General features: G+C 66.7%; 15 protein-coding genes and 4 pseudogenes. 13 read left to right on the top strand and 6 right to left on the bottom strand.

Annotation, left to right across the window (positions count from 1 at the left end; genetic code table 11):
• Positions 1-70: 70 nt before the first annotated feature.
• Both OG609_RS44535 and OG609_RS44530 read left to right on the top strand, forming a co-directional pair.
• Positions 71-511, top strand: a pseudogene (locus OG609_RS44535) (3'-5' exonuclease); the annotation flags it as partial.
• Between the two features lie 121 nt (positions 512-632).
• Positions 633-1180: pseudogene (locus OG609_RS44530) on the top strand (transposase); the annotation flags it as partial.
• 119 nt (positions 1181-1299) lie between these two features.
• On the opposite strand, the gene OG609_RS44525 reads toward OG609_RS44530, so the two are convergent.
• From OG609_RS44525 to OG609_RS44515, 3 genes are all read right to left on the bottom strand, one after another.
• The gene (locus tag OG609_RS44525) at positions 1300-3141 is read right to left on the bottom strand and encodes an FG-GAP-like repeat-containing protein (RefSeq protein ID WP_327278452.1); all 1842 of its coding nucleotides are present in this window, start codon (positions 3139-3141) and stop codon (positions 1300-1302) included.
• Positions 3142-3327: 186 nt separating this feature from the next.
• Positions 3328-4977, bottom strand: a complete 1650-nt coding sequence (locus OG609_RS44520; RefSeq protein WP_327278451.1) for a trypsin-like serine protease — start codon at positions 4975-4977, stop codon at positions 3328-3330.
• Positions 4978-5040: 63 nt separating this feature from the next.
• Positions 5041-5550, bottom strand: a complete 510-nt coding sequence (locus tag OG609_RS44515) for a hypothetical protein (RefSeq protein WP_327278450.1) — start codon at positions 5548-5550, stop codon at positions 5041-5043.
• A 484-nt stretch (positions 5551-6034) separates the two neighbouring features.
• Between OG609_RS44515 and OG609_RS44510 the strand changes: the two genes are divergently transcribed.
• The 5 genes and pseudogenes from OG609_RS44510 to OG609_RS44490 all read left to right on the top strand — a co-directional run bounded on the left by OG609_RS44510 (position 6035) and on the right by OG609_RS44490 (position 11334).
• On the top strand, positions 6035-9598 hold the full coding sequence (locus tag OG609_RS44510; RefSeq protein WP_327278449.1) for an ALF repeat-containing protein: 3564 nt from the start codon (positions 6035-6037) through the stop codon (positions 9596-9598).
• Positions 9599-9606: 8 nt separating this feature from the next.
• Positions 9607-9975, top strand: a complete 369-nt coding sequence (locus tag OG609_RS44505; protein ID WP_283854624.1) for a hypothetical protein — start codon at positions 9607-9609, stop codon at positions 9973-9975.
• Between the two features lie 182 nt (positions 9976-10157).
• Positions 10158-10436 (top strand): annotated as a pseudogene (locus tag OG609_RS44500) (hypothetical protein); the annotation flags it as partial.
• Between the two features lie 299 nt (positions 10437-10735).
• Complete coding sequence (locus tag OG609_RS44495; RefSeq protein WP_327278448.1) at positions 10736-11059, top strand: hypothetical protein; 324 nt, start codon at positions 10736-10738, stop codon at positions 11057-11059.
• 50 nt (positions 11060-11109) lie between these two features.
• Positions 11110-11334 carry a hypothetical protein gene (locus OG609_RS44490; protein WP_327278447.1) on the top strand — a complete coding sequence of 75 codons (225 nt, stop codon included), beginning with the start codon at positions 11110-11112 and terminating at the stop codon, positions 11332-11334.
• Positions 11335-11386: 52 nt separating this feature from the next.
• Here the strand turns inward: OG609_RS44490 and OG609_RS44485 are convergent, their stop codons facing one another.
• The 3 genes and pseudogenes from OG609_RS44485 to OG609_RS44475 all read right to left on the bottom strand — a co-directional run.
• Positions 11387-11605, bottom strand: a complete 219-nt coding sequence (locus OG609_RS44485) for a hypothetical protein (protein ID WP_327278446.1) — start codon at positions 11603-11605, stop codon at positions 11387-11389.
• A gap of 454 nt (positions 11606-12059) precedes the next feature.
• Positions 12060-12311, bottom strand: coding sequence for a hypothetical protein (locus OG609_RS44480; protein WP_327278445.1), 252 nt, complete (start codon positions 12309-12311; stop codon positions 12060-12062).
• 113 nt (positions 12312-12424) lie between these two features.
• Positions 12425-12765 (bottom strand): annotated as a pseudogene (locus tag OG609_RS44475) (transposase); the annotation flags it as partial.
• A gap of 877 nt (positions 12766-13642) precedes the next feature.
• Here OG609_RS44475 and OG609_RS44470 point away from each other — a divergent pair.
• The 6 genes from OG609_RS44470 to OG609_RS44445 all read left to right on the top strand — a co-directional run bounded on the left by OG609_RS44470 (position 13643) and on the right by OG609_RS44445 (position 24366).
• The gene (locus tag OG609_RS44470) at positions 13643-17101 is read left to right on the top strand and encodes an IPT/TIG domain-containing protein (RefSeq protein ID WP_327278444.1); all 3459 of its coding nucleotides are present in this window, start codon (positions 13643-13645) and stop codon (positions 17099-17101) included.
• A gap of 69 nt (positions 17102-17170) precedes the next feature.
• Entirely contained in the window at positions 17171-17458 is a 288-nt protein-coding gene (locus OG609_RS44465; RefSeq protein WP_327270990.1) for a transposase, read from the top strand.
• Between the two features lie 5 nt (positions 17459-17463).
• Complete coding sequence (locus OG609_RS44460) at positions 17464-18366, top strand: IS3 family transposase (RefSeq protein ID WP_327277901.1); 903 nt, start codon at positions 17464-17466, stop codon at positions 18364-18366.
• A 102-nt stretch (positions 18367-18468) separates the two neighbouring features.
• Positions 18469-22683: an RHS repeat-associated core domain-containing protein gene (locus tag OG609_RS44455; protein ID WP_327278443.1), complete on the top strand. Its 4215-nt coding sequence runs from the start codon at positions 18469-18471 to the stop codon at positions 22681-22683.
• Positions 22684-22687: 4 nt separating this feature from the next.
• On the top strand, positions 22688-23140 hold the full coding sequence (locus OG609_RS44450; RefSeq protein WP_327278442.1) for an SUKH-3 domain-containing protein: 453 nt from the start codon (positions 22688-22690) through the stop codon (positions 23138-23140).
• A gap of 221 nt (positions 23141-23361) precedes the next feature.
• The gene (locus OG609_RS44445; protein WP_327278441.1) at positions 23362-24366 is read left to right on the top strand and encodes a Dyp-type peroxidase; all 1005 of its coding nucleotides are present in this window, start codon (positions 23362-23364) and stop codon (positions 24364-24366) included.
• Positions 24367-24394 lie beyond the last annotated feature (28 nt).

Raw genomic sequence — 24394 nt, 5'->3', positions numbered from 1 at the left:
GCCGCGGCCGCGCCGCTCATCGCCCAGGGGACCGCGCTTCGCTTTCACCGCCCCAGGCTCTCACGGGCGTGCGAAGCCGTCGTTAGAGGGCCGCCGCACGTCCCACCCCGAACTCGTCCTCTTCCCGACCTGGGGCGAACTGCAGGACTACGCCGGCCACGACCCGGCCGGCGGCGACCTCCAGCCACTCGTCGACCTCGTCGACACCCACGGCACCAGCACCCTCCTCCGGGCCATCGACCAGCTCGACGACGAACGCACAGCCGAAGTGACCGTTTCCACCGCGCACAAGGCGAAGGGGCGCGAATGGCCGCGCGTGCGAATCGCTGACGACTTCACCCCGCCACAGAACAGCGGTGAAGGGCATGACGACAAGGGCCAGCCCCTTCCCGGGCCCATTGATGACGCTGAAGCCCGGCTCGCCTACGTTGCCGTCACACGGGCCCGCCACCGTCTCGACATCGGAGGCCTGGCGTGGATCAACCACCACCCCGACGGCAGCCCCGCATGACACAGACAAGACCGCTCACTGCCGCAGCACGAGGGTGTTGAAGTCGTCGGCCCCGGTGAAGGTGCGCCAGGACACCGCCTGGCGCGGCTAGAACAACTCAGACATGAGACACCTCCCCCCTGAACCGTCCGCGTACGTGATGGACGCGCAGAGCGTGAAGACCTCCACCGGTGTCCCCGCCGCGAGCCAGGGCACGGACGCGGGCAAGAAGATCGTCGGCAGGAAGAGAAGCATCGTGACGGACACACTCGGCCTGCTTCTGGCGGTCCTGGTCACGGCCGCGAGCGTCCAGGACTCCGTCGCCGGCACCAGCCTGATCGACACGGTGGCTGCCGAGCACCCCACGATCCGGAAGGTCTGGGTCGACGGCGGCTACCGCCAGCACCTCGTCGAGCACGCCGCGACCCTGGGCATCGACATGGAAATCACCCAACGCAAGCCCGGGACCAGGGGCTTCACCCCATCCCGAAGCGGTGGGCCGTCGAGCGAACCTACGGATGGCTGATGTTTCACCGCCGCCTGGTCCGCGACTACGAAGCCCTGCCCACCCGCTCCGAAGCCGTGATCCACCTCGCCATGACCGACCTCATGGCCCGCCGCCTCACCGGGGAAACCACCGTGTCCTGGCGCGACCCAACATCCCAGGACGAAACGCAATCCACGGGATGAAACACCGGGAGAAAACGACCTCTCAAGCAACTGGGCGGGGGCCTGGTCGGCCCCCGCCCAAGCGGTGTGGCGTGAGCTCTACGTGTGAATGGTGGGTTTGGGCATATGCGGTGAGCCCGTCAGACGACGGATCCGGTCCAGTGCTTGACCGGTGCCTTGATGTCGGTCCCGGTGCTGGTGAAGGTGAACAGGGAGTCGATGCGTCGGCCGTCTGCGGTCGTCCCGGAGCGGTAGAGGACGCCGATGTCGTCCTTGCTGTCCTTGTTGAAGTCGCCGGAGACGGGCTGGCTGGCGGCCCAGCTGAAGGAGCCGGTGCTCGCCCAGACCTCGCGGGGTGCTGCGAAGTTGGTGCCATCGCTGGTGAAGGTGAAGAGCGCGGACTGGGGGACGCCTTCTGCCGTGGTGCCCCGGTTGTAGAGGACGGCTACGTCGTCCCTGCCGTCTCCGCTGTAGTCGCCGGAGGCCAGTTTGCTGGCGCTCCAGTTGAAGGATCCGCTGCTGGTCCAGGACTTCCGGGGGGAGGCGAAGTTCGTGCCGTCGCTGGTGAAGGTGTAGAGCGAGGAGATGAACTTGCCGTCGGTGGACTTGCCTCCGTTGTAGAGAACGGCGACGTCGTCCTTGCCGTCACCGTTGTAGTCGCCCGAGGTGACCTGGCCGGCGGACCATGTGAAGCCGCCGGGGGTGGTCCATGTCTTGCGGGGGTTGTTGAAGTCGGTGCCGTTGCTGGTGAAGGTGTAGAGGGAAGAGATATTGCCGGTGTCCGAGGACCCGCCGTCGTAGAAGACGGCGACGTCGTCCTTGCCGTCCCCGTTGTAGTCGCCCGACGTCACCTTGCTCCGGTCCCACGTGAAGCCGCCGGGGGTGGTCCATGTCTTGCGGGGGGCCTTGAAGCCGGTGCCGGTGCTGGTGAAGGTGTAGAGGGAGGAGACGGCTCCGGTGTCCGAGGACCCGCCGTCGTAGAAGACGGCGAGGTCGTCCTTGCCGTCACCGTCGAAGTCGCCCGAGGTCAGCTTGCTGGACGCCCAGGTAAAGCCGCCGGGCGTGCTCCATACGTTCTTGGGAGCGGCGAAGCCAGTGCCGGTGCTGTAGAAGGCGAACAGCGACGACCGGTTCTTGCCCTCGGGCGAAGTGCCGTTGTCGTAGAAGGCGGCGATGTCCTCCTTGCCGTCCGCGTTGAAGTCACCGGAGACTACCTGGGACTCACCGGGCAGGGCGCGGACCTGCTTGACCCATTCCGTGATGTCGTCGAGTCGGGTCTCCACGGCGCCGGGGCGGGTCTCGTCGGAGCCGAGGCAGCCGGCCTGCCAGGACGTGCTGTGGACGGCGACGAGTTCGGCCTTGCCGTCTGTTTCACGCAGTGCGGGGCCGCCGGCGTCGCCCTTGCAGATGCTGCCACCGTCCCGGGTGACGGCCACAGTGGTGGTGTCGGCCTGCGTCACCGTGAAAGCACCGGCGTGCAGACGGTCGGGGACCCAGGTGTCCTTGGTGCGGCCGTAGCCCAAGGCCTGCAGCGTTTCACCCGCGGTGGGCCCGGTGGTGGCGAGGGGAACGGGGGCGATGTCGATGACCGGTTCGGCGAGCTTGGCCATCACCAGGTCGCGGTCGGCCCGGGGGACCAGCTCGGTGATTTCGACGACCTTGCCCGCGGTGCCGGCCAGGTCGGTACGGCCGATGGTGGCCGTGGCCTTCTCGGCCGGCGCACCGGCGGGTATCGGGAAGGCGGGCTGTCCGGCGGCCGCGAAGCAGCTGCTGGCGGTGAGGACGTACTGGGCGTCGACAAGGGTTCCGGTGCAGGCGCGCTCGCCGCCGACATCGATTTTTGCGGTGAACGTATAGGTGTTGTCGGCGACGGTGTCACCGACGACGGCCTGTGCCGGCGTAACGATGGTCAGCGCGCCGACCGCGGCTGTTGCGGCCAGTAGCGCTGTGGCCTGCACGCGACGGGGAGGTCTGACGGGCACGTAGCGTTCCTTTGCTCGGGCGGTGTGCCGAAGAGACTCTTTGTCCGGAGGGTGTGCCGGAGGTGATCGGTGTGCATTCGGCGGGGTGCGGAGGACGTTGTGGGCAGTTGGCTCCTCCCTCCAGCCTCGTTACCGAGGCTGGAGGGAGGAGCCAGAGGCTCGCGTGGGGGTTGTGGGCGCGTGTGGTTAGTCGGCGCTGCCGGTGAGGGCGACGGTTGCGGGGGTGCCGGGGTAGCCGGCGACCTGTTCCGTGGCGTCCCACTTGCCGTTGTCGTGGCGCAGGATGTGCTTGACCTTCCCGTCGGCGGTGACGACAGCGGCCTGGAGTTCGCGGGTGACGCCGGCGGCGTCGACGCTGATGGTCGGTTCGTTGCCGAGTCTGCTGCCGAGGTCGCCGAAGGCGCTCCAGCTGCCGGTGGCGTCGGCGCGGATGGCGTGCTTCTTGCCGCCGGTGGGGCTGGTGAGGATGATCTGGAGGTTGCTGCCGGTGCCGGCGAAGGCCATGCCGTTGATCGCGTCAAGGCCGGTGGGCAGATTGCTGATGTGCCCCCAGGCGCTCCAGGTGCCGTCGGAGTGACGGGTGGCGTGGTAGGCCTTCTTGTCCGCGACGACGCCGACCTGGGTGTCCCCGTTGGAGGTCTGGGCGGTGGTGACCTGGGTGGCGTTGCCGAGCAGGCCGAGCTTGGCGCTCACATCGCCCCACTTGGACCACTTCTCGTCCGCGTCCTGCGTGGCGTGGTAGACGCGGCCGGACGCGAGGCCGATGAGCGCCAGACCGGACCCGGTGGAGGTGACCGCGACGCGGGTCAGTCCGGGCTTGGAGCCGACTTCGTCGGTGATGTCGCGGAAGGCCTCCCAGCCGCCGGTGGGGCGGCGGTTGGCCTCGTAGAGGCGTCCGTCGCCGCCGACGGCGAAGACGTAGTTTTTCCCCTTGATCGCGGCGTCCGCGGCGTAGGCGAGGTCGGTGATGGTGCCAGCGACCTTCTGGACGTCTCCGAATCCGGTCCAGTCGCCGTTGCTGTTGCGCATGGCGTGGTAGAGCCCGGTGCTCGTCCTGGTGAGCATCTGCAGGTTCCAGTTGTTCAGGGTGGAAGCGGTGTTCTCGGTGAGCCAGGCGCGGATGTCATCAACGCGGCTCGCCGTAGCGCCGGTTCTGGTCTCATCGGAGCCCAGACAGCCGCCCTGCCAGGATCTGGAGGCGATGGCGGCGAGTTCGGGGCGGCCGTCCTTCTCCCGGAAGACCGGTGCGCCGGTGTCGCCCTTGCAGATGGGGGTTCCGTCGATGCCTATGGCAGTGGCTTCGACCGTGCCGGCGGTGAACATCCCGATGTGCAGCTGGTCGGGCACCCAGGTGTCCTTGGTGCGCCCGTAACCCGTGCCCTTGAGCGCCTCGCCTGCGGTGGGGGCGGTGGTCGCGGGGTGCAGGAAACTCACCCCGTAGACGGGTGAGTCGAGCTTGGCCAAGACCAGGTCCCGGTCCGTACGCGGGATCAGCTGAGTGATCTGCCGGACCTCGCCCGTGGTGCCGATCAGGTTGGTACGGCCGATCGTCGCGGTCGACTTCAGTGCAGGCGCCCCGGCAGGCAGCGAGGCGAACTGCGCCGGGTCCTCCGTGAAGCAGCTTGCCGCAGTGACCATCCACTGGTTGTTCAGGAGCGTGCCCGAGCAGGCCCGCACCCCGCCGACATCGATCTTCGCGGAGAAAGTGTAAGTGTCGTCGGCGACCGCGTCACCGATGACGGCTTGGGCAGGTGTGGTGAGGGTGAGGGCGCCGGCTGCGGCTGCAGCGGCCAGTAGCGATATGGCCCGCACTTTGCGATTAGGTCTGACAGGCATGTGAAGGTCCTTCAGGTGTTGCGCACCGGGAGATGTCGGAGGACGGGGAGGGCTGACGCCGGGTCAGCCGGTGACGCGGATCTCGACCAGCACGGAGCGGGCGCCGCCGACGGTGCCTTCACCGACGGACTCGAAGCCGTTCTGGGCGACGTCGACCGTTGTCGTCTCGCCATTGGCGGTGAGGTCGGCGCTGAAGGGGTGGTCCGCGGCTTCCAGCGCGAAGACCCGGGGGAGCGAGAGGGTGACGTACCCCGTCTTGCCGGTGGCCCGGAAGCAGTAGGTACCGGCGCGGCCGACAGTGTCGTCCTTTACGGTCAGGACCCTGATCTGCTCGGCTGCCGGGTCGCAGTCAGCGAGAAGGATGTGGCCGTCGCCCTTCTTCAGCTCGATGCCCTTGGTCGCCAAGATGCCGGCGGCACCGGGATAGGAGAAGTCCTCGACCGCCGACGGCGGAGCCTCTTCACTTACTGCGGACGCGGTGGTCTCGGAGGCGAAAGCGAACGGCACCCCGACCAGTGCCGCCAGGGCGCCTATTGCCCCTGAAATAAACAACGTACGTGTACGGAAAGCCACCGGTATTCCTTTCAGGCGTGACGCCTGCGAATTCGGAGGCCCCCGCCCTGGTCGTGTGTAGGAAAAGTAAAGATGTACGGGTAACTTAGCTGCTCGGTGACGGGACGTCAAACAGTCGAGTTGCACGCAATGTTGCCGTTGCGGGCCGCCATCTTCGCTTATGCCCGTTTGGTCAAGTGCGCACGATTGCGTGCAATGGTGTATTTCGTTCTGCCGTTCCTGCCTGCCTGCGGCTGGCGCACAGCCGTGCGGCGGGGGAGTCCTGGGTGAAGGCCTGTGAACGCGGCAAGCCAAGAAACAGGCCGAAAAGTGCTGCTTCTTGCGCGCTCTCACGCTTTAGGAAAAGGGCAGCCAGGGCTTGGCGTGCACGGGTATCCCTTATGATCGCCGGGCCGATATTCGACAACCGGCAACGGGAGTTGCCGACATTAGAGACGGAAAATCCGTGAACCGAAGATTCATCAGATCTGACCACGGGAGGGGCATGCGCCGCGCGATACGTGCCCTTGTCCTGGGCCTGCTGCCCCTGGCCCTCACATTCGGCCTCCTCAGCTCCCCGCCCGCCCTTGCGTCCGGCACAGAAGGGGTCGCGGCCCTGGCGGAGGCGACGCCGACCGACCGTGGTCGTGTGGTCGACTACTGGCGGGAAGGCGGCCCTGGGGTCAGAGCGGCCGCCGAAGCGGCGTTGACCGGAAGCGATGCCGAACTTGAGGCATTCCTGACGACCGTGGACGACCTGTCCTTCCAGGACGAGCGTGTCAGCGCCGCCCAGATCGCATCAGTAGGCGGCCCCGAGCTGTTGACTGCCGCACGGACGGCCCTCGCAGGGTCGCAAGAGGACCTCGAGATCTTCCTCAGCTGGGGCTGGGAAGCTCCGATGCAGCAGGATCAGCGGATTCAGGTGGCGCAGGTCATCGATGCGGGCGGGCCGATCGTGCAGGACGCGGGTCGGGCTGCGCTGAACGGTTCGCCGGAGGATGTTGCCGCGTTCCTGAAGGAGGGACAGTACGTTCAGCGTGAGCAGGACGAGCGGGTACAGCTCGTCCAGGTCATCAGTGTGGGCGGCACAAATGTGCGGGCTGCCGGCCGGCTGGCGTTGGCCGGTGGGGCTGAGGACATTCGGGAGTTCTTGACGGTCGGGCAGTTCGTGGCCCGGGACAAGGACCAGGAGCAGGCCACTGTCGCTCAGTTGGCTGCGCAGGCGAAGGAGGCGGGTCGGCAGGCCGCTGCGGAGACCGCGGCTGCCAAGGCGGAGTCGGCCAAGGCGGTGGAGGCCGCAAAGCTGGCGAAGGAAGCGGCGCTGAGGGCGGCGTCCGAGGCGGAGGCCGCGAAGGACGACACGGACAAGGCGGCCCGTGCCGCGAGCCGCGCCGCCAAGGCCGCCTCCCAGGCCGCCAGTGCCGCGCAGACGGCGATCGACGCTTCGCGTGCTGCGAACAATTCCGCACGTGTCGCGGCGAACGCCGCGTCTCAGGCTGCGGCTGCGGCGGCAGGCGCGTCGCAGGCGGCATCGCGTGCGCGGAACGCGGCGGCTGACGCCGCGGTGGACGCGGGCAACGCTGCTGCCGCCCGTACGGCCGCGGAGAACGCCCGTAATGCCGGCAAGGGCGCCGCTCTGGCCGCCGATGCCGCGGATCAGGCCGCGATCGCCGCCGATGCGGCCGGTGATGCCGCGCACTCGGCCGCGAGCGCGGGGAGCAACGCGAGCCTTGCGGCCGATGCCGCGATCGAGGCCAGCAACTTCGCCGGCCAGTCCAGCGCGGCTGCCGCCGAGGCGCGCGCCGCGGCCGCGGCGGCCAAGCGCCACGCTGCGGAGGCCAACCGTGCCGCGGCTGCCGCCGAAGCACTGGCACGCAAGGCCGCCACCGCCGCACGCGAAGCCCGCGACGCGGCCAGGTCGGCGGCCACACACGCGAACAACGCGGCCGCCGCCGCCGACGACGCCGCCGACCACGCCGGCGACGCGGCACAGGCAGCCACGAAGTCCACAACACACGCCAACGCGGCCACGGAGGCCGCGAACGCCGCAAGTAGCGCCGTGCTCAAGGCGCAGGAGATATACGCACTCGCACGTGAGGTGGAGACCGAGGAACTGCTCGGCCGTACCAACGAGGGCATTGAGCTTGCCAGGGACCACAAAGCGGCCGACGACGCCCGGATCGCCAAACTGGCGGAGTTCCAGCAGGCGGTGAAGGACCGGGATACCGAGCGAGACCGGCTGGTCGCTGTGGCAGCCGAGCCCGGGGCCGACTTGAAGGCTGTCGCCGGCCAAGGGCGCAAGCTGGCCGTGCTCGTGATGAAGAACGGCACGGCGTGGGGCCGGGCCGCCGCCGAGGCCGCACTCGCCGGCCCCGACGACGTGGTCATCGACTACCTGCGCAACGGCTGGACCACAGCCAAGGAGCAGGACGACCGCTCCTACGTCGAGCGCCTCGCCGAGGAGAGCTCCGCCAGGGAAGTACGCGAGGCGGCCGAGACCGCACTGGACGGCGACGCCGCCGCCATCACCGCATTCATCAACAACGGCCAGTACCAGGCCGCCGCCCAGGGCATGCGCGTCGCCATCGCCCAGACGATCGACGGCGCCGGACCGATTCTTACCGAAGCCGGCCAGAAGGCTCTCGCCACAGGCGACCCGAAGAAGTACAGCGCCTTCCTGACCGACACCCAGCACACCGCCCGGACCCAGGACGAGCGAGTCCGGGCTGCGCAGCTGATCTCCTCCGGCGGCCCGGAGGTGAAGTCCGCAGCACGCATCGCCCTGGAGGGATCCCCGCAGACCCTGCACGCCTTCATCGCCACCGGCCAGTACAAGGCCCAGCGCCAGGACCTCCTCAACGCCACCCACGTGGCGCAGGTCCAGAAGCTGATCGCGGACGCGGCGAAGATCGCGGCCACCGCCCAGCAGAACGCCGCGACCGCCCAGAAGGTCGCCGCCCTCGCCCGCAAGGCGGCCGCCGAAGCCAACGAATGGGCAGCGAAGGCCAACGCCTCCAAGACCCAGGCCCAGGGCTACGCCGACGAGGCAGCACAGCACGCCAAGGACGCCGAAGCCTCCGCAGCCAGCGCGGCCTCATCCGCCAAGACGGCCCGCAACGCCGCGAACAGCGCCAACATTGCCGCGTCCGATGCAGCGAATTCGGCAGCCGACGCCACGCTCTCCTCGGAGATGGCCCAGGTCCACGCGTCCACCGCCTGGTACTCCGCCGACCAGGCCCGGAACTCGGCGATCGCCGCCGGCAAGGACGCGGCAGCCGCACTCACTGCATCCACCGAAGCGTTCACCATCGCAGTCACGAAGAAGCGGGAGGAGGAAGAAGCACGGCGCAAGGCCGCCGTCGAAAACAAGGAGAAGAACGAAGCCGGCCAGCGGGCCGCAGAGCTGTACCGCTGCGGGCAGGCGATCGTTCCCTGCGATCCGCAGGACTACATCCGCTGGTGCACGCAAAGCCCGATCGATTGCCAAATCCTCGAACATGGCAAAGAAATCGGCGACGCCCTGGAGCATTCGCTGGAGGTCGCCAAGGAACTCGCCGGCCTCGGAGAGCTCGAAGCGTGCCTGCAAAACAAAGACTTCGAACACTGCTGGTCACTCGCAGCAGACGTCCTCGTCGGCGCCAAACTCAGAGCGCTGGAAAAGGCATTCGATTCCCTGAAATTGCTGAAGCGCGGCTGCAAGATTGCCAGCAGGGCCGCAGGCGTGACTCGGGTCGCACTAGCATCGTCCGGTGATATTCCGTGCTTTGAGCACGACGTCCGAGGACTTCCCCAGGATGTAGAGGATATCCCCGACTCCTTTGGCTGTGAGGCTTGCGCCCGGCGGATCCGTGACAGCCTTGGGGAGGGCGAGCTGAGAACCATCAAGCCCCGGCCGAACACGTCGCTGCTTCTTCCCAATTACCGCGGCAAGGATTCGGGTTGGTACAACCACGTTGTCTTGGTACTCAACGGAAGGGTCTACGATGCCTGGACAGCGCGAGGAGGAGAAACCGTTGCCGAGTATAAGGCCAGATGGACACGGGCCAACGAAATCGACTTCGGATTCTAGGAGGGCCAATGAATGACAAGGAGTTTATTGAGCACGTCCGCGACAGGCAGGAAATGTACGGGCTGAGCGGCACCTACCACCCAACTGCCATGTTCATCATGGGATTCGACCAGGCGCGTGCTGGCGGCCTGCTCCGCGGGTTCCACGAGTGGCTGGCCGTACGCAATGGGGAACTCTCCAGTCAGCACTGGCTGGGAAGGGTTCTTGCTGAGGCGCTGCCAGATCTCAGATTCCGAGGCTTTGAGAATCTACGTCTGGAGCAGAAACAGGAGCGACAGGCTGTGGACCGTCTGTTCTCGCTCGTCCTTGAGTTCCTAGACGTGCGTGACGATCCCCGAGCGCTCGCCTCCATGTACGCCCAGTATCACTCCTTGTAGACCTCCCTGCGCGCTCTCGGGTGCGAGCAGGGGCAGGAGCAGGGAGGAGCGTCATGTGGGGACGTCGCCGGAGATGCGGCGACGTCCCCATCGGGCACTGTCACGTTGGCTGACCGCGTGGGATGACCTTCTGGTTGGTCATGCTGGGAGGGGTCGTCCGTGGGCAGTACGCCGTCGTACCTATCTCGCGGTTCCTCCGCCGCCACCTTCACGCGCTCGCCGACCTGTTCACCCAGTCGCTGCACCCCGCGACCAAGCTCGGCATGGTCAGAATGGGCCGTGTCGCCCTGGACGGCACCAAACTCGAAGCCAGTGCCTCCAAGCACAAGGCGATGAGTTACGGACGCCTGATCAGCAAGGAAGAGCAGATCGAAGCCGAGGTCGCCGCCCTGGAGGCCCAGGCTGCCGCCCTGCTCGCCGATGCCGAGGCCACCGACGCCGCCGAAGGCCAAGCCGCTGGCAAGCAGGAGCACCAGGAGCCAGCGCGTCGTGGAGCAGAGCAGCAGAACTTCCAGCGTGAGGCCCACCGCCCTGTCTGCACCGACTGCGGTGCCACGTTCACCGACGAACGGTGGAAGGCGATTGAGCACGTCGGCTGGGGCGTTCCCCAAGAGCCCCGCCCGTCTCTGTGCGAGGACTGCGACCAGCGGTACGTCACCGACGTACACCAAGCCTGGCCGCACGAGCACCGGCATCAACAACAGGGTCAGGACCTGCCCGAGCAAAAGGGCGGCAGCACCTGGCTCTCCCGCTTCCGCAGGTGACGCGACCGCACCCGGCTGCCAGTGGCGGCTGCCAGGCTGAACGGACGGACCGTGATGACGAGCAGCAACTGCTGCGCCGCCGGGTCTACGGCGCCGACCACGACCACCCGGGCCCGCGGCCGAACCGGGACCACGCCGAACTGGTCGGCGGCCCACTGGACGGCCTGCTGCTCGACATCACCGGCTGGACGCAGGACGAAGCCGACACCGGCGTCGCGCTCTCCACCGAGCTGGGGCAGTTCGGCGCCGGCGGCCGGGCGATGTACGACCCGCGCCCCGGCGACCCGGCCCGCTTCGACTGGACCGGCGACACTCCCTGACGCCCCAGGCCAACTCGCCCCTCGAACCAGCCCGGGGCACGCTGGGAGTCGTGACCAGCGCGCCGATCACCGTGCACCGGCCCTCCACTTCGGGCGGCCGGAGAGTCACCGTGCACAGCAGCGGCCGGGAAGAGACCCTCGGAACCGCCTACAGCGACCGTGACCTGGTCGTGTTCCTCGAAGGTGCGGGCGTCGCCGAACCCGAGGCCATCCTGGACGACCCGCAGTGGGTGGAGTGGTGCGGCGGCCCCGCCCACGAGTTCAGCGCCGCCTGACGTCCGAGCGACGGCAGCGGCCGGGCAGGGTGGTCCTGCCCGGCCGCGGTGGCTACTCCCAGGGCCGCGGTAGCGCGTGCGACAGGGCTCTGAGCCAGTCGGGCGGGTTGGTGAGGAACTTGTCCACCAGCCGGGCCGTGATGGACCGGGCGGCACCCTGGGCGGCGCCCTGGGCTATCGCGGCGGTCAGGCCGGCACCGACAGCTGGCTGCTGCGGGACGGGCGCGAGGTTGGGCGGCTGGACGGGCGCGGGAACGTTGTCCCGGGTCATGATGCTGCTCCCTTGAGCAGAGGGATTGAGGACAGCGGACACCTGTTGTGGTGTCGTCCGCGTGGGGGTGGTGAGCGCCTCGCGGTCGGCGGTCCTGCGGCTCTCTGCTTGAGAGCGTCCCTGTGGGGTCTCGGCCCTGGCCCAGGGTGGCGTGTTCAGCGTAGCGGCGATCGGCGCGGGTGTTGCCCCGGGTGTCTGGCGGGTGGTCATCGGTACTGCCTCCAGTGTGAGTTCGACATGGCGGGAGGGACAGTGACAGGACTCAGGTGCTTGCGTCTCGTCCTGCCGGGCACGGCTCCTTCACCCCGTAGGGCCGGAAGCCGGGACCCGGACAGCAGCGGCCGGGAGGAAAGATTCCGGGGCATGACGAAGGCCCGGACACTTGGTCCGGGCCTTGCGCTGTCAAAAGTCCCTAGCTGGTCGAATGCCAGTAAGGGAGTCGGAGACCTTCCGCCTACTCGCGCTCTTTCCGGGAGCGGTTGGCGACCCAGTTCGGATCGCGTACGGGTGCCGGCACCTGGGCGTCGGGGGCTGGGGTGCGCATGACGCGCCAGCTGGTGCACGGCCTGACGAGAACGTGGACTAGGACGACGACGGCCTGGCGGGCCGCGCCGCCCCGCCCCCACGCGTCGGTGAGCCGCACCAGGTCGTCAGCCCAGTCGCCCAGCCGCAGCCACGGCCGCACCCGGCCCACCAGGTAACCCACCACTGGCTCTATCGACGACTCACGACAGCAGCCCGTGCGTCGGGGTGTGCTGAGACGACATCGCTGCGGCGTGGTGGTTTCTCGTTCACCAACGAGTTATGGGCCCAGCTGTCTGACCTGAGCGGGAACGTGGCGGCACTCCACCGGCAACTGTCCAACTTGCCGCGGGCTCCGAGCTCGTCGGGGACGACACGGTGGTGGCGGCCCCAGACCCGGGCCCGGCTCCACTGGGTAAAACGCCGATAGACCGTCTGCCAGTACGGACCGAACACCGGCGGAAGCTGGCGCCAGGTGCAACCCGAGGTCGCCACGAAAACGATTGCGGCCAGAGCTTCGCGGTCACCCGAGCGAGTCGACCCCCACCCTGTGGACGCTTCACCTCCGTCGGAGGCACCACACGCCGAAACAACACCCACAGCTCGTCCGGCACCAGTCGCCCAATCAAATTTCTCATCCGTACGTGGTGGTGCACGTTCACTTGTACGCCGACACCGCTGCCCGGAACTGGCCTCCGCCGCCGAACTGACCAGCTCATTCGCGGAAATGCTCACCACACTCGACGGACTGCGCCTCCCCGAGTGGATCACCGAGGCGATGGCATCAGCACCTTCGCGGCCGGACTGGAAGGCGACTTCGACGCGGTGACCGCCGGACTCACCACCGACTCGAACTCCGGCCCGGTCGAAGGAGCAGCCAACCGGATCAAGATGCCAAACGGCGGATGTTCGGCCGCGCCGGATTCCCGCTCCTCCGGAAACGCGTCCTCCTTGCGTGACCTTCAGTCACCGGCCCACACGGCTTGGGCCAGACCCCAAAACTGCCCGGCGAAAACACCCGCGTCGACCTCCGGCGGTGTCCGGTGCACACCACCACCGAGCTGGTCTCCCGCACCCTGCACCCGGCACGTCTGGCTGGAATGACTCTTCAGTGGCTTGATTCGTTCAACTGTATGAATTTTTCGGTGACTTCCGACGTGCACATGACGGACTGTGTGTATGTTGTGACAGCTCGCATGGGGAGTGTGGGCTTCATGGGCTTGCTGTGGCCCATGTGTTCGTCCTGGGGAGGGCGCGGTGCGCATGCGCGGCGAACGGTTCGGGGTACGACTTTCTACGCGCTGGCGGTCGCTGACCGTTGGTGCCCTGGTGCTCGCGCTGGCAGGTGGCACAGTCTCCGCCCAGGCGGCACCGGACCCATCTCGGTCACCTGTTCCGGCCCCGTCTGCGACGACCCCTGCCGATGGGGTGCCATCGGAGCTTCCCAGTGCCCTGCCAAGTGGCAGCCCGTCTTCCTCAGTGCTGCCCTCAAAGTCTCCGCAGCCCAAAACGGCCGTGCCGAAGGCGGAGACCGGACCGGCCGCTGCGCCAACGACCAGCGACGCGGTGTACGCATACGACGCAGCTGGGCGTCTGGTCGGGGTGACCGATCCGGGCGGTGAGACCGCCCGTTACCGCTACGACGAGGCCGGCAACCGTCTGGGTGTGGACCGCTTCGCCTCCAGCACGCTGTCCGTGCTGTCAGTGGTGCCGCTGAGGGCTGCGGCCGGGGCGAAGATCACGCTGTCGGGTACGGGGTTCTCCGCGACAGCTGCGAACAACGCCGTTTCTTTCGGTGGCAAGCCGGCAGTAGTCACCTCGGCGACGGCTACCCGGCTGACGGCGACGGTGCCGACGGGCGCGGTCGATGGCAAGGTCTCGGTGACGGTGGGGAGCTCGAGCGCGCAGTCGTCGGAATCGTTCGCGCTCGCCCGTTCGGGGCCGGTGGTCTCCAAGATGGAGCCGGCATCGGGAGCCCCCGGCACACAAGTGGTGCTGTCTGGTTCGGGGTTTACCTCGGTCGCAACGGACAATGTGGTGCGTTTCAACGGCGGGACGCTGGGTGAACTGGTCGATGCCACGGCCACGTCGGTGACGGTGAAAGTACCCGAAGGAGCTACCACCGGCCGCGTGCAGGTGGAGACGCCAGATGGAATCGCTACGGCGCCGTCCGACTTCAACATCACGGCTGGCAGCGATGACGGTACGTTCGAGACCACGGTGCGCACCTCGGTGACGGATGACAACCCGCCAGCGGTGGCGATCACGACACCGGGTAAGCGTGCGCAGGTTCTTTTCGATGCCGAGCGGGGCGACGACATCGGCTTCGCGGTCACTGCGTCGACGTTCAACTCGAATCTGACGCTGCGACTGTACGATCCGCATGGTGTCCAGATGGACGGCACTGGCTACCTGAGTAAGACGGGCGGTAGCTGGCAGGCCCACGACCTCGCCACGGACGGGACGTACTCCCTGGTGGTTGATCCGGGGCCAGCAAACATCGGTGCGGCCACGGTGACGGTGTCCAAGGCCGTCGGCGGTGTTCTGGATCTGTCGGCGCCACCCGCTGACACGCCGATGCTGAGGGCGGGCCAGGAGGGGCACTGGACGCTGTCCGGTGCCAAGGGCGAGTCGCTGAGTATCGGTATCGATGCGACCGGCATGGCAAAGGGTGCGTCCATGCGCGTGGACTTGCTGGGGCCGGACGGGAAGTCTGTGGACCTTGCCTATGTATCAGGGGGATTCACCGGGCAACTGGATGTCGATGAACTGCCCACCTCGGACCGCTACGACCTGTGGCTGGATCCGGCAAATGGTGCCACTGGTACGACGAAGGTGACAGGTTCGCATTATGCGGATGCTGGGCAGCTGGCTGTCACGGGCCCTGACACAGAACTCACCATTGCCAGGCCAGGCCAGAACGGCATCGCTCACTTCTCCGCCCAGCTGGGCCAGCGCATCTCGCTGGGTGCCAGGTCACAGGGCTTCCCGTCGTACACCTCGATTGAGGTACGAGGGCCGGACGGCAAGGAGGTCGACAGCAGTTTCATCGTGTCGGCGAACGCCAGCAGCGAGTGGGACAGTCCTGCCCTGACTGCGAGTGGCACCTACACACTCAAGGCAGTTCCACAGAGTATCGGCACCGGCAAGCTGACGTTGACGCTGTCGAACCCCACGACCACCCCCGAGCTCACCACAACCGGACCAACGGCTGATGTGACCATCGACCGGGCCGGGCAGAACGCGGAATCGACCTTCCAGGCCGCGGCGGGAGACGATCTCTCGCTGGGTTTCACCAGCAACACCTTCACCTCCTTGCTGTCTGTCACCGTACTGGCGCCTTCGGGCGCAAAGGTGCTCAACGATGCCACCCTGTTGTCCGGTTACACACGTACCTTCAAATTGCCCGACCTTCCAGAGACCGGCCGGTACCGCGTAGTGATCGACCCCTACCTGGGCGCCACCGGAACCGTGCGGCTGACGCTGTCCGCGGATGTCGTGAGTACCCTCACGATCGATGGTGCCGCACAGCCAACCAGCATTGCACGGCCGGGACAGCAACTGCGGGCCGAGTTCATCGCACCGGATGCCAAGGTATTCGGGTTCGCCCTGACCGACAGCACGCTTGCCGAGTCCGGTGAGGCGTATCTGGTGGGCCCCGCGGGTGGTACGGGAACCTACCTGGGCTATGTCTCCGCCAGCTCACCTGCGGCGTTTTACATCAAGGGAGTGACCCCGGGCACCAAGTACGCGGTGACGATCACGCCTGACCATGCGGCCATGGGCGCGGCGAAAATATGGCTGTCGAATCCGGTCGCCGCTGGGACACTGTCGGCGGCTCAGCCCACCGCCGGCGGAGACATCACCCGTCCCGGGCAGCAGCTGGAGTTCACCTACAACGCGGCGTCCGGAGACGGGGCGGCTGTCGTCTTCAGCGACAGCACCCTGACCAAGATGGCCAGGCTGGCGCACTGGGCGCCCGGTGCCAGCACGGACGAGGGCCTGGGCTACCTGACCAGCACGACGTTTGACGGGGCACTACGGGCCCCGCTGGCTGCTGGCACCCACAAGGTGCTCATCCAGCCCGATCAGCCCGCGACCGGTCACGCGACGGCTACCCTCCTGCCTGACGCGGACGGAGGCGCGCTGAATGTGGACGGCGGCAGGAAGACAGCCGCTGTCAGCACGCCCGGGCAGAACGCCCGCTACACGTTCGCCGGCACCAAGGGGCAGAAGCTCACCCTCGGCCTTGATACCCCGCCGGGTGACTGGGAGCTGTCGCTGTGGGGGCCGGACGGCAAGTGGCTCTACGACGCGTCCTACATGGGCGACACCACAGTGGCCAAGGAGTTGTCGGCGCTTCCGGCCACGGGCACGTACACCTTGACCGTGAACCCGCGGTCCTCCAAGACCGGCACGTTCAACCTGGGCCTGACAACCACCCTCACGGTTGCCCCGGCAGCCGACAAGGACAGGGCAACTCCCACATCCGATTCTGGTGCTGCGGCGAAGAAGACGACGGCCAGTGCAGGCATCCTGCCCCAGGGCGCTGATGCCTGGCAGCCCGGCAAGGCGAATCTGAAGGGCCGGGACTGGATCACCGCCCGGGGCAAGGCGCCGAAGGCACCCACAAGGCTCAGGGCTCCGCCTGGCGCAACGGCGCTGACCGGCCGGGTGCTGAAGCTGGACGGCAAGCCGCTGGCCAAGGTCACCGTCCGGGTCGATGACAAGCACGCACGCACAGACGCCAAGGGCCGCTTCTTGCTGACGGGCATCAGCGAGGACGCCACCACCCTGGTCGTGGACGGCGCAAGCGCCAACACCAAGCAACGCCAGTACGGCCGTTTCGACATCCGCATCCACCCCAAGGCTGGCCAGAGCACCGACCTCGGCTTCCCGGTGTGGCTGACGCCTCTGGACACCAAGCACACCGTGTCCTTCGAGGCGCCGGCGAAGATGAAGTTCCCCCTCTGAAGTGGACAGCCTGATACTGGGACGGATCAGTCCCGGAGGAAGCAGTCCAGGTTGAGTGGCAAGAGCAACATGAGCAAGCGGTACACGTCGGAGTTCAAGCGGGACGCGGTGGCACTGGTCCGGTCGTCAGGGCGGAACGTCACCGAGGTCGCCCGGGAACTCGGTGTGAGTGCGGAGGGGCTTCGCGGCTGGGTGAAGCAGGCGAAGGTCGACTGCGGCGAGGGGGCGCCCGGCGCGCTGACCACGGCGGAGAAGGATGAGCTCCAGCGGCTGCGCAGGGAGAACCGGGAACAGCAGCAGACGATCGAGATCTTGAAAAAAGCAGCGGCCTTCTTCGCGAAGGAGACGATGAAGTAGGCACGCTGTGCCGTTTCATCGACGCGGAGAAGGCCGCCGAGGCCAACCCTGGCGGCTACAGCGTGGCTTTGCTGTGCCGTGTCACGGGGATCAACCGCTCCACCTTCTACTCCTGGCTGGCGGCCCGGCCGACAGCGGCCGAACGACAGTGCGCCGAGGACGAGTTGAGCGAGGAGATCCGTGAGATCCACGCCTCCTCGCGGGGTGCCTACGGCGCCCCGCGCGTGCACGCCGCGCTGCGGCGCAAGGGACATGCGATCAACCGGAAGAAGGTCGAGCGGATCATGCGCGAGCGCGACATCCGCGGCATCACCCGCCGCAGACGCCGCCACCTGACGCAACAGGACACCAAGGCCGCACCGGCTCCGGACCTGGTCGGCCGCGACTTCACCGCTAACCGGCCCGGCATGAAGCTCGTCGGTGACATCACCTATCTGCCGACGATCGACGGCTGGTGGTATCTCGCGACCGTCATCGACCTGGCGACGCGCGAGGTGATCGGTTACGCGATGGCCGAACACCATCGTGCCGAGCTGGTCACCGACGCGCTGCGGATGGCCGCCGGCCGCGGTGACCTTCAGGGTGGCTGCATCATGCACACCGATCGCGGAAGCGAGTACACGAGTGGCGAATTCCGCCGCGAACTACAGGAGTTGAACCTGAGGCAGAGCATGGGAAGAACCGGCATATGCTACGATAACGCCGCAGCCGAGAGCTTCTTCGGACTGCTGAAAGCGGAGATCGGCACCGCCGTCTGGGAGAGCCGCGAGGCGGCCCGCGCTGACATCTTCCGCTTCATCGAGGTCGAGTACAACCGCACCAGGCTCCGCAAGCACCCCGAGTTCGGGTACCTCACCCCACTCGAAACCCGAGCCAGGCTGCAGCACGACTTCACCCCCGCAGCGTAAGCAACCGCTGTCCAAGACCAGGGGGGAACTTCAAAGAAGGACATCACACTCACCACCCCGCAAATCCCGGGACTTGAGGTACGCATCCCCAAGGGATCGGTGGTGCGGGACGAGAACGGCAAGCCGGTCACGGAGCTGGGGATCACGGCCATTCCGATCGACCGGCCACCGTTCCCGCTGCCCAAGAACAGTGTGGTCCCGGTCTATTTCACGGTGCAGCCGGGCGGCACCACTGTGTTCCCCAAGGGCGCGCAGATCGTCTACCCGAACTACACCCACGAAGCTCCCGGCGCCCGCGTCGACTTCATGGACTACGACCCCAAAGGCAAGGGCTGGCACGTTTACGGCCACGGCCAGGTCAGTCCAGACGGCCGCCAGGTCGTCCCTGACGCGAAGACCCGCGTCTGGGCCTTTCACGGCGCCATGTTCAACATCGCCGACCTCGTGCCGTGGGACCTGACAGGACTCAAGGACGTCATCGACTGGCTTTCGGGCGATCCGGTCGACCTGGCTACCGGCCAGCTCACCGACACCAGAACCGACTTGGGCGTCCCCGACCCCCTGGGGCCGGCCGAGGTGAACCGGACCTACTGGCAGGGCGACACCCATCCGCGCGCCTTCGGCATCGGCCGCGACCTGTCCTACAACGCCTTCCTGCACTCTGAGAAACAGTACGAACAGGTCGACCTGTATCTGCCCGGCGGCAAGAAGATCCACTACACCCGCACATCGCCAGGTGTCGGTTACGCCGATGCCGTCTTCGAGCCGCTCGACACACCGACCGGCTTCCGCGGCTCGAAGATCCTCAATAACAACAACCAGTGGGAACTGCGCTTCCGAGACGGCAGCGTGTGGGTCTTCCCGCAGTATTCACCGCTGAAGGAGATCCGCGATCGGCATGGCAACGCGCTCAAGCTGACCCGCCTGGGCGGCAACAAGGGCGAGATCACCCGCATCACCACTCCCGGAGGCCGCTGGATTTCCCTCGCTTATGACGCTCAGCACAGGGTGCGCGAGGCCCGGGACAACACCGGCCGCACTACCTCCTACACCTACGACACCGCAGGCCGACTGGAGACGGTCACCGATCCGGCAGGGAAGGTGAGCTCCTACACCTACGACGGCACGTCGAACCGTATCAAAACAGCTGTCGACGCTCGCGGCATCACGTACATGACCAACACCTTCGACACGGAAGGCCGGGTCAAGGACCAGGTCCTCACCGAAGGTGCGAAGTACTCTTTCGCCTACACCCAGACGGGCACCGGCCAGATCACCTCCACCGAGGTGACAGAGCCGGGCGGGGCAGTGCGCCGGGTCGAGTTCGACACGGCCGGGTACGGCGTCCTGGACATTGCCGCCCGCGGGTCGTCGCTGGAGCGTAAGACGCAGTACGTGCGCGGGCCGAACCACCGCATCGACGCGGTCATCGACCCCTACGGACAACGTACTGAGCTGACCTACGACAGCAACGGGTACGCGACCAAGTCGGTGGAGCTGGCGGGCACGTCCAATGCCCGGTCCTCGGGCACGGTCGCCTTCGACGGCCCATACGACCAGCCCACCAAGGCAACCGACCCCCTGGGCAATCCCACCGTCTTCGGCTACGACGCCCAAGGGAACCTGCAGACGGTCACTGACCCCGAGCGCCGCAAGACCACCCTCACCTACGCGCCAGACGGTCAGGTCAAGACCGTCACCGACAACGCCGATGCGGTGACGGAGTACACCTACCGCAACGGCGACCTGGCCTCGGTCAAGGACGCTGAGGGCAGGGTGTCGAGCCAGTTCACCGATGCCGCCGGAAGGGCGTCCGCGCTGACGGACACGGCTGGGTCACTCACCACGATCGTCTACGACGAGCTGAACCAGCCTCGCAAGGTCACCGACGCCCTCGGCCAGAGCACCGGTTTCGACTACGACGACAACGGCAACCTCACCACCCTCACCGATGCCCGGAACAACGCAAGCAGCTGGGTATACGACAACGCGGACCGCCCGAAGTCGGCCACCGACGCCATGGGTGCGCAGGCCACGTTCGAGTACGACGCGGCCGGACTGCTGAAGAAGGCGACCAGCCGCTCAGGGAAGATCGCGACCGCGACCTACGACCTTCTGGGCCGGGCCAAGACCGCCCAGTACGGCGTCGACGTCGCAGGCCAGGCCGAATCCAGTGTCAGCTACGACTACGACGGCCATGACCTGCTCAAGCAGATCACCGACAGCCAGGCCGGCAACCAGTCCTTCACCTACGACACCTACGACCGGCCCAAGACAGTGACCGGCCCCAACGGCACCGTCAGCTACGACTACGACGCTGCCGACCGCCGCAAGACCATGTCCGCGGGCGGTCAGACGACCAGCTACGGCTTCGACAAGTCCAGCATCCTCACCTCCGTCATATCAGGAACCCTGGAAGTCGGGTTCGGGCTGGACGCGGTGGGCCGGGAGAAGACCGCCACGATGCCGGGCGGCATCGCCCGCACCACCGGCTACGACAAGACCGGCACCATCAAGTCCATCACCTACGCCCAGGGCACCAGCAGCATCGGCGACCTCAACTACACCCGCGACGAACGCGGCCTGCAGACCGGCCTGACCGGAACCCTCGCAAACGTGGCACTGCCCGCGGCCGAGGACGGCACGGTCTTCGGCAAGGACAACCGCATCACCACCTACAGTGGCCGCTCCTTCACCTACGACGCGGACGGCCAGCTCAAGACCGACGGCATCCGCGACTACACCTGGAACGCACGCGGCCAGCTGTCCGGCCTGGCCAAGGCCGGACAGAACAGCAGCTTCGGATACGACGCCCTGGGCACCCGCAGCACCAGAACCGTCGGCGGGACAACGAACAAATTCCTCACCGACGGCAGCAACCCGCTGGTCGAACAGAACAGCACGGGTGACACCACCGCGACCGTGGCCACGTCCGGGCTGGACGAATTCCTCACCCGCACCGAGAACGGCAACACCCAGGTCTACCTGACCGACGCCCTCGGCTCAGTGATCGGCCTCGCCAACAGCGACGGCACCATCGCCACGAAATACGCCTACGACCCCAACGGCCAGCCCACCGTCTCCGGAGCAGCCTCCTCCAACCCGTACACCTTCACCGGCCGCGAAAACGACGGCACAGGCCTCCTCTACTACCGCGACCGCTACTACGACCCCGAAACCGGCCGCTTCATCTCCCAAGACCCCATCGGCCAAGCCGGCGGCACCAACCTCTACCAATACGCCCTGTCCTCACCCACCACCTACACCGACCCCACCGGCAACAACCCCATGATCGCCGCCTGCGCCATCGGCGGACTCATAGACGGCGGCCTCGACTGGGCATTCCAGCGACTCTCCGGCCGCAAGGTCAACTGGGGACAGGTCGGCAACGCCGCCCTGACCGGCTGCATGCTCGGCATGGCCGGCGAAGCCCTGGGCGCCTTCATGGCCGCCAGAAGTTCCCTGCGCGCCGGGAGCTGTCTGACGCACAACAGCTTCACCGCCGATACTCCGGTCGTCATGGCGGACGGCACAAGCAAGCCGATCAAGGACGTCAAGATCGGTGACAAGGTTCTGTCCGCCGATCCAGAAACCGGCGAAACCGGCCCTCGCACTGTTACCGCCCTCATTGAGGGCAACGGGGAGAAGCGGTTCGTCGACCTCACCATCGCCACCGACCACACGAAGGCCAGCAGCATCACCGCCACTGACGGCCACCCCTTCTGGGTCCCTGCACTCCACCAATGGGTAGAGGCCGGAGACCTCAAGGCAGGGCAATGGCTGCAGACGAGCGCAGGCACCTGGGTCCAGATCACCGCCACGCACCATCGCACTCAGTCAACGAGGGTCTACAACCTCACCGTTGACAACCTCCATACGTACTATGTGCTCGCAGGTGCCACTCCGGTTCTGGTTCATAACTGTGACGTCGTTAGTGCAGTCCATGCGGAAGCAGAGGCAGTTGCGGACCTCACGAAATCTCAGCGTCCGCAAGTGATTGAGGCTTTGCAAGTTGCCGGACATGCTCCCATCGTGGGTCGTAGTGATGGAGGGTTAGGTACACGACGGGTGCATCCAGTCATCCAGGGCATCCTCGATTCCATCCCGGCCGCTGCGCGCGGGAATAATCACGGAGGTTGTGGTTTGGTGCAGTGTTTGACGGAAGCCTTGGACGCCGGTCTCGATCCGACTGGTTCCACCGCTGCGGCCACTATGGGACGCGCTAGAACGAACGCGAACTTCAAACTACTCATTGGGCCGTGCCCGAGTTGCCGGGTGCTCGTGGAGCACTTCGGTATTGACTTCAGGAAGGGCTAGCTACATGCCCAGATTCTCCCTTGCGGTAGAGAGCATTCTTCTGCGATCCGGCTGGTTCCCGCATCGCCGTTTTGATCTTGCGCAATGGAGGGCAGCGCTGCCCGATTTCACCTGGCATGCCGCAGCGGAGGAATTTCTTCAAGAGTTTGGCGGTATTCGAGTGGACATCGCAGGTCCCGGGGTCACCTGCGCAAGGGAGCCATTCCAGTTCGACCCAGAGCTCGCCCTCGGAGAGGAAGGGAGATTTGCGGAGATGTCTGAAATGTTCGATCGCAAATTCTTTCCGTTGGGGGAAGTGGGCCAGGGGGAGTTCTTCCTTGCAATTGACGAAGAGGGCATCATTTATCTTCTTGGGGCTTGGGTTTTCAGGTTGGGTGTTGGAGATTTGGCGTTGGAGCATCTCGTCACGGGGGTTGCAGCCGAACGACTCAGCCCGCCAACCGGCAGTGCGCCATAGTCCGATCGCGCCCGCGCTGGGTGGAAGCCATGGATGAACGTGTGGGTAGGCAATAGCATGATGTGGTTTCGAGCGGCCGGGAGTCGCTGGGCGCTCGGGGGCTCACCAGCGCAGCAGCCTCGTTCGCTTATCTGGAGACTGGGAATGTGGGCATGAGGAGCAGACGGGGCGTTTTGGTGGGTTCGGCACTGGTAGCTGCAGGTGGTGTTGGGGCGATTGCGATGAATTCCGCGCCCTTTCAGTCAAAAACTGGGGCCACACCGCATGCGCTGCCTTCGCTGCGGGGCGTGCTGCCCGCCTCGCATACGCAAGTAATGGCCCTTGACCTGGCTGGTGGTCGGGCCGTGCACGCGGGGACGGCGATGGCCCGATTGCAGCAGGCCGTGGTGGCGGCTGACCGCGGCAGTGTCGACTCCTGGCTTGGATTGGGGAGCCGTCTCGCCAAGCGCGGAGCGCAACTTCCCTCACGCCTGCGGGAGATGCCTTCCTTCGACGGGGACCTTCTAGATTCGACACAGTCACATGGGGACGTGGTTGTGCAAGTAGCCGGGCCTGATCCGTCGACGGTGAGCGAGGCGGTCGAGCAGCTGATGGAGTCGGCCGACGGGTGGCGGGTGCGGTGGCAGGTCGAGGGGCTCCGGGCTGAGAACAGAGTTGAGGGCGGCCGAGGGCTCGCGCGTAATCCGTTTCACTTCACCGAGGGGTTCGGGAACCCGGATGATGTCCGCGGTATCACGGACCGTGCTCTGGTTCGGGATGACCAGGGCGAACCGGACTGGGCCGTGGGTGGCAGCTATCAAGTGGTGCGGATCGTGCGGTTCGCCACCGAGCTGTGGGACAAAGACTCCGTCCGCGAGCAAGAACGCATCATCGGGCGTCGACGTGACGGCCGATGGCTCGACGGTACCCCGACCGACGAGCAGCCGAGCTTCGCCGCCGACCCCAACGGCAAGGCCACACCCCTGGATTCGCATGTGCGGCTTGCCGCCCCTGATCGACGCAACCTGCCGCCCCTGGTGCGCCGCAGCTACAGCTACGACCGCGGCAACGGCGACAGCGGGCTGATCTTCTCCTGCTTCCAACGTGACCTTGCCAAGGGCTTCGAAGCCGTGCAGAAGCGACTGGCGGGCGAGGCCATGGCGAAGTACATGCTCACCACTGGCGGCGGGTACTTCTTCGTGCCGCCACCCGGCGACGCCTGGATTGACGCACTGTTTCGAAGCTGAGCTTCAGCCGACCTCGTCACAAGTAGTC

This window comes from Streptomyces sp. NBC_01224, assembly GCF_036002945.1.
Lineage (GTDB): Bacteria > Actinomycetota > Actinomycetes > Streptomycetales > Streptomycetaceae > Streptomyces.
This window is presented reverse-complemented; position numbering and strand designations above follow the sequence as displayed.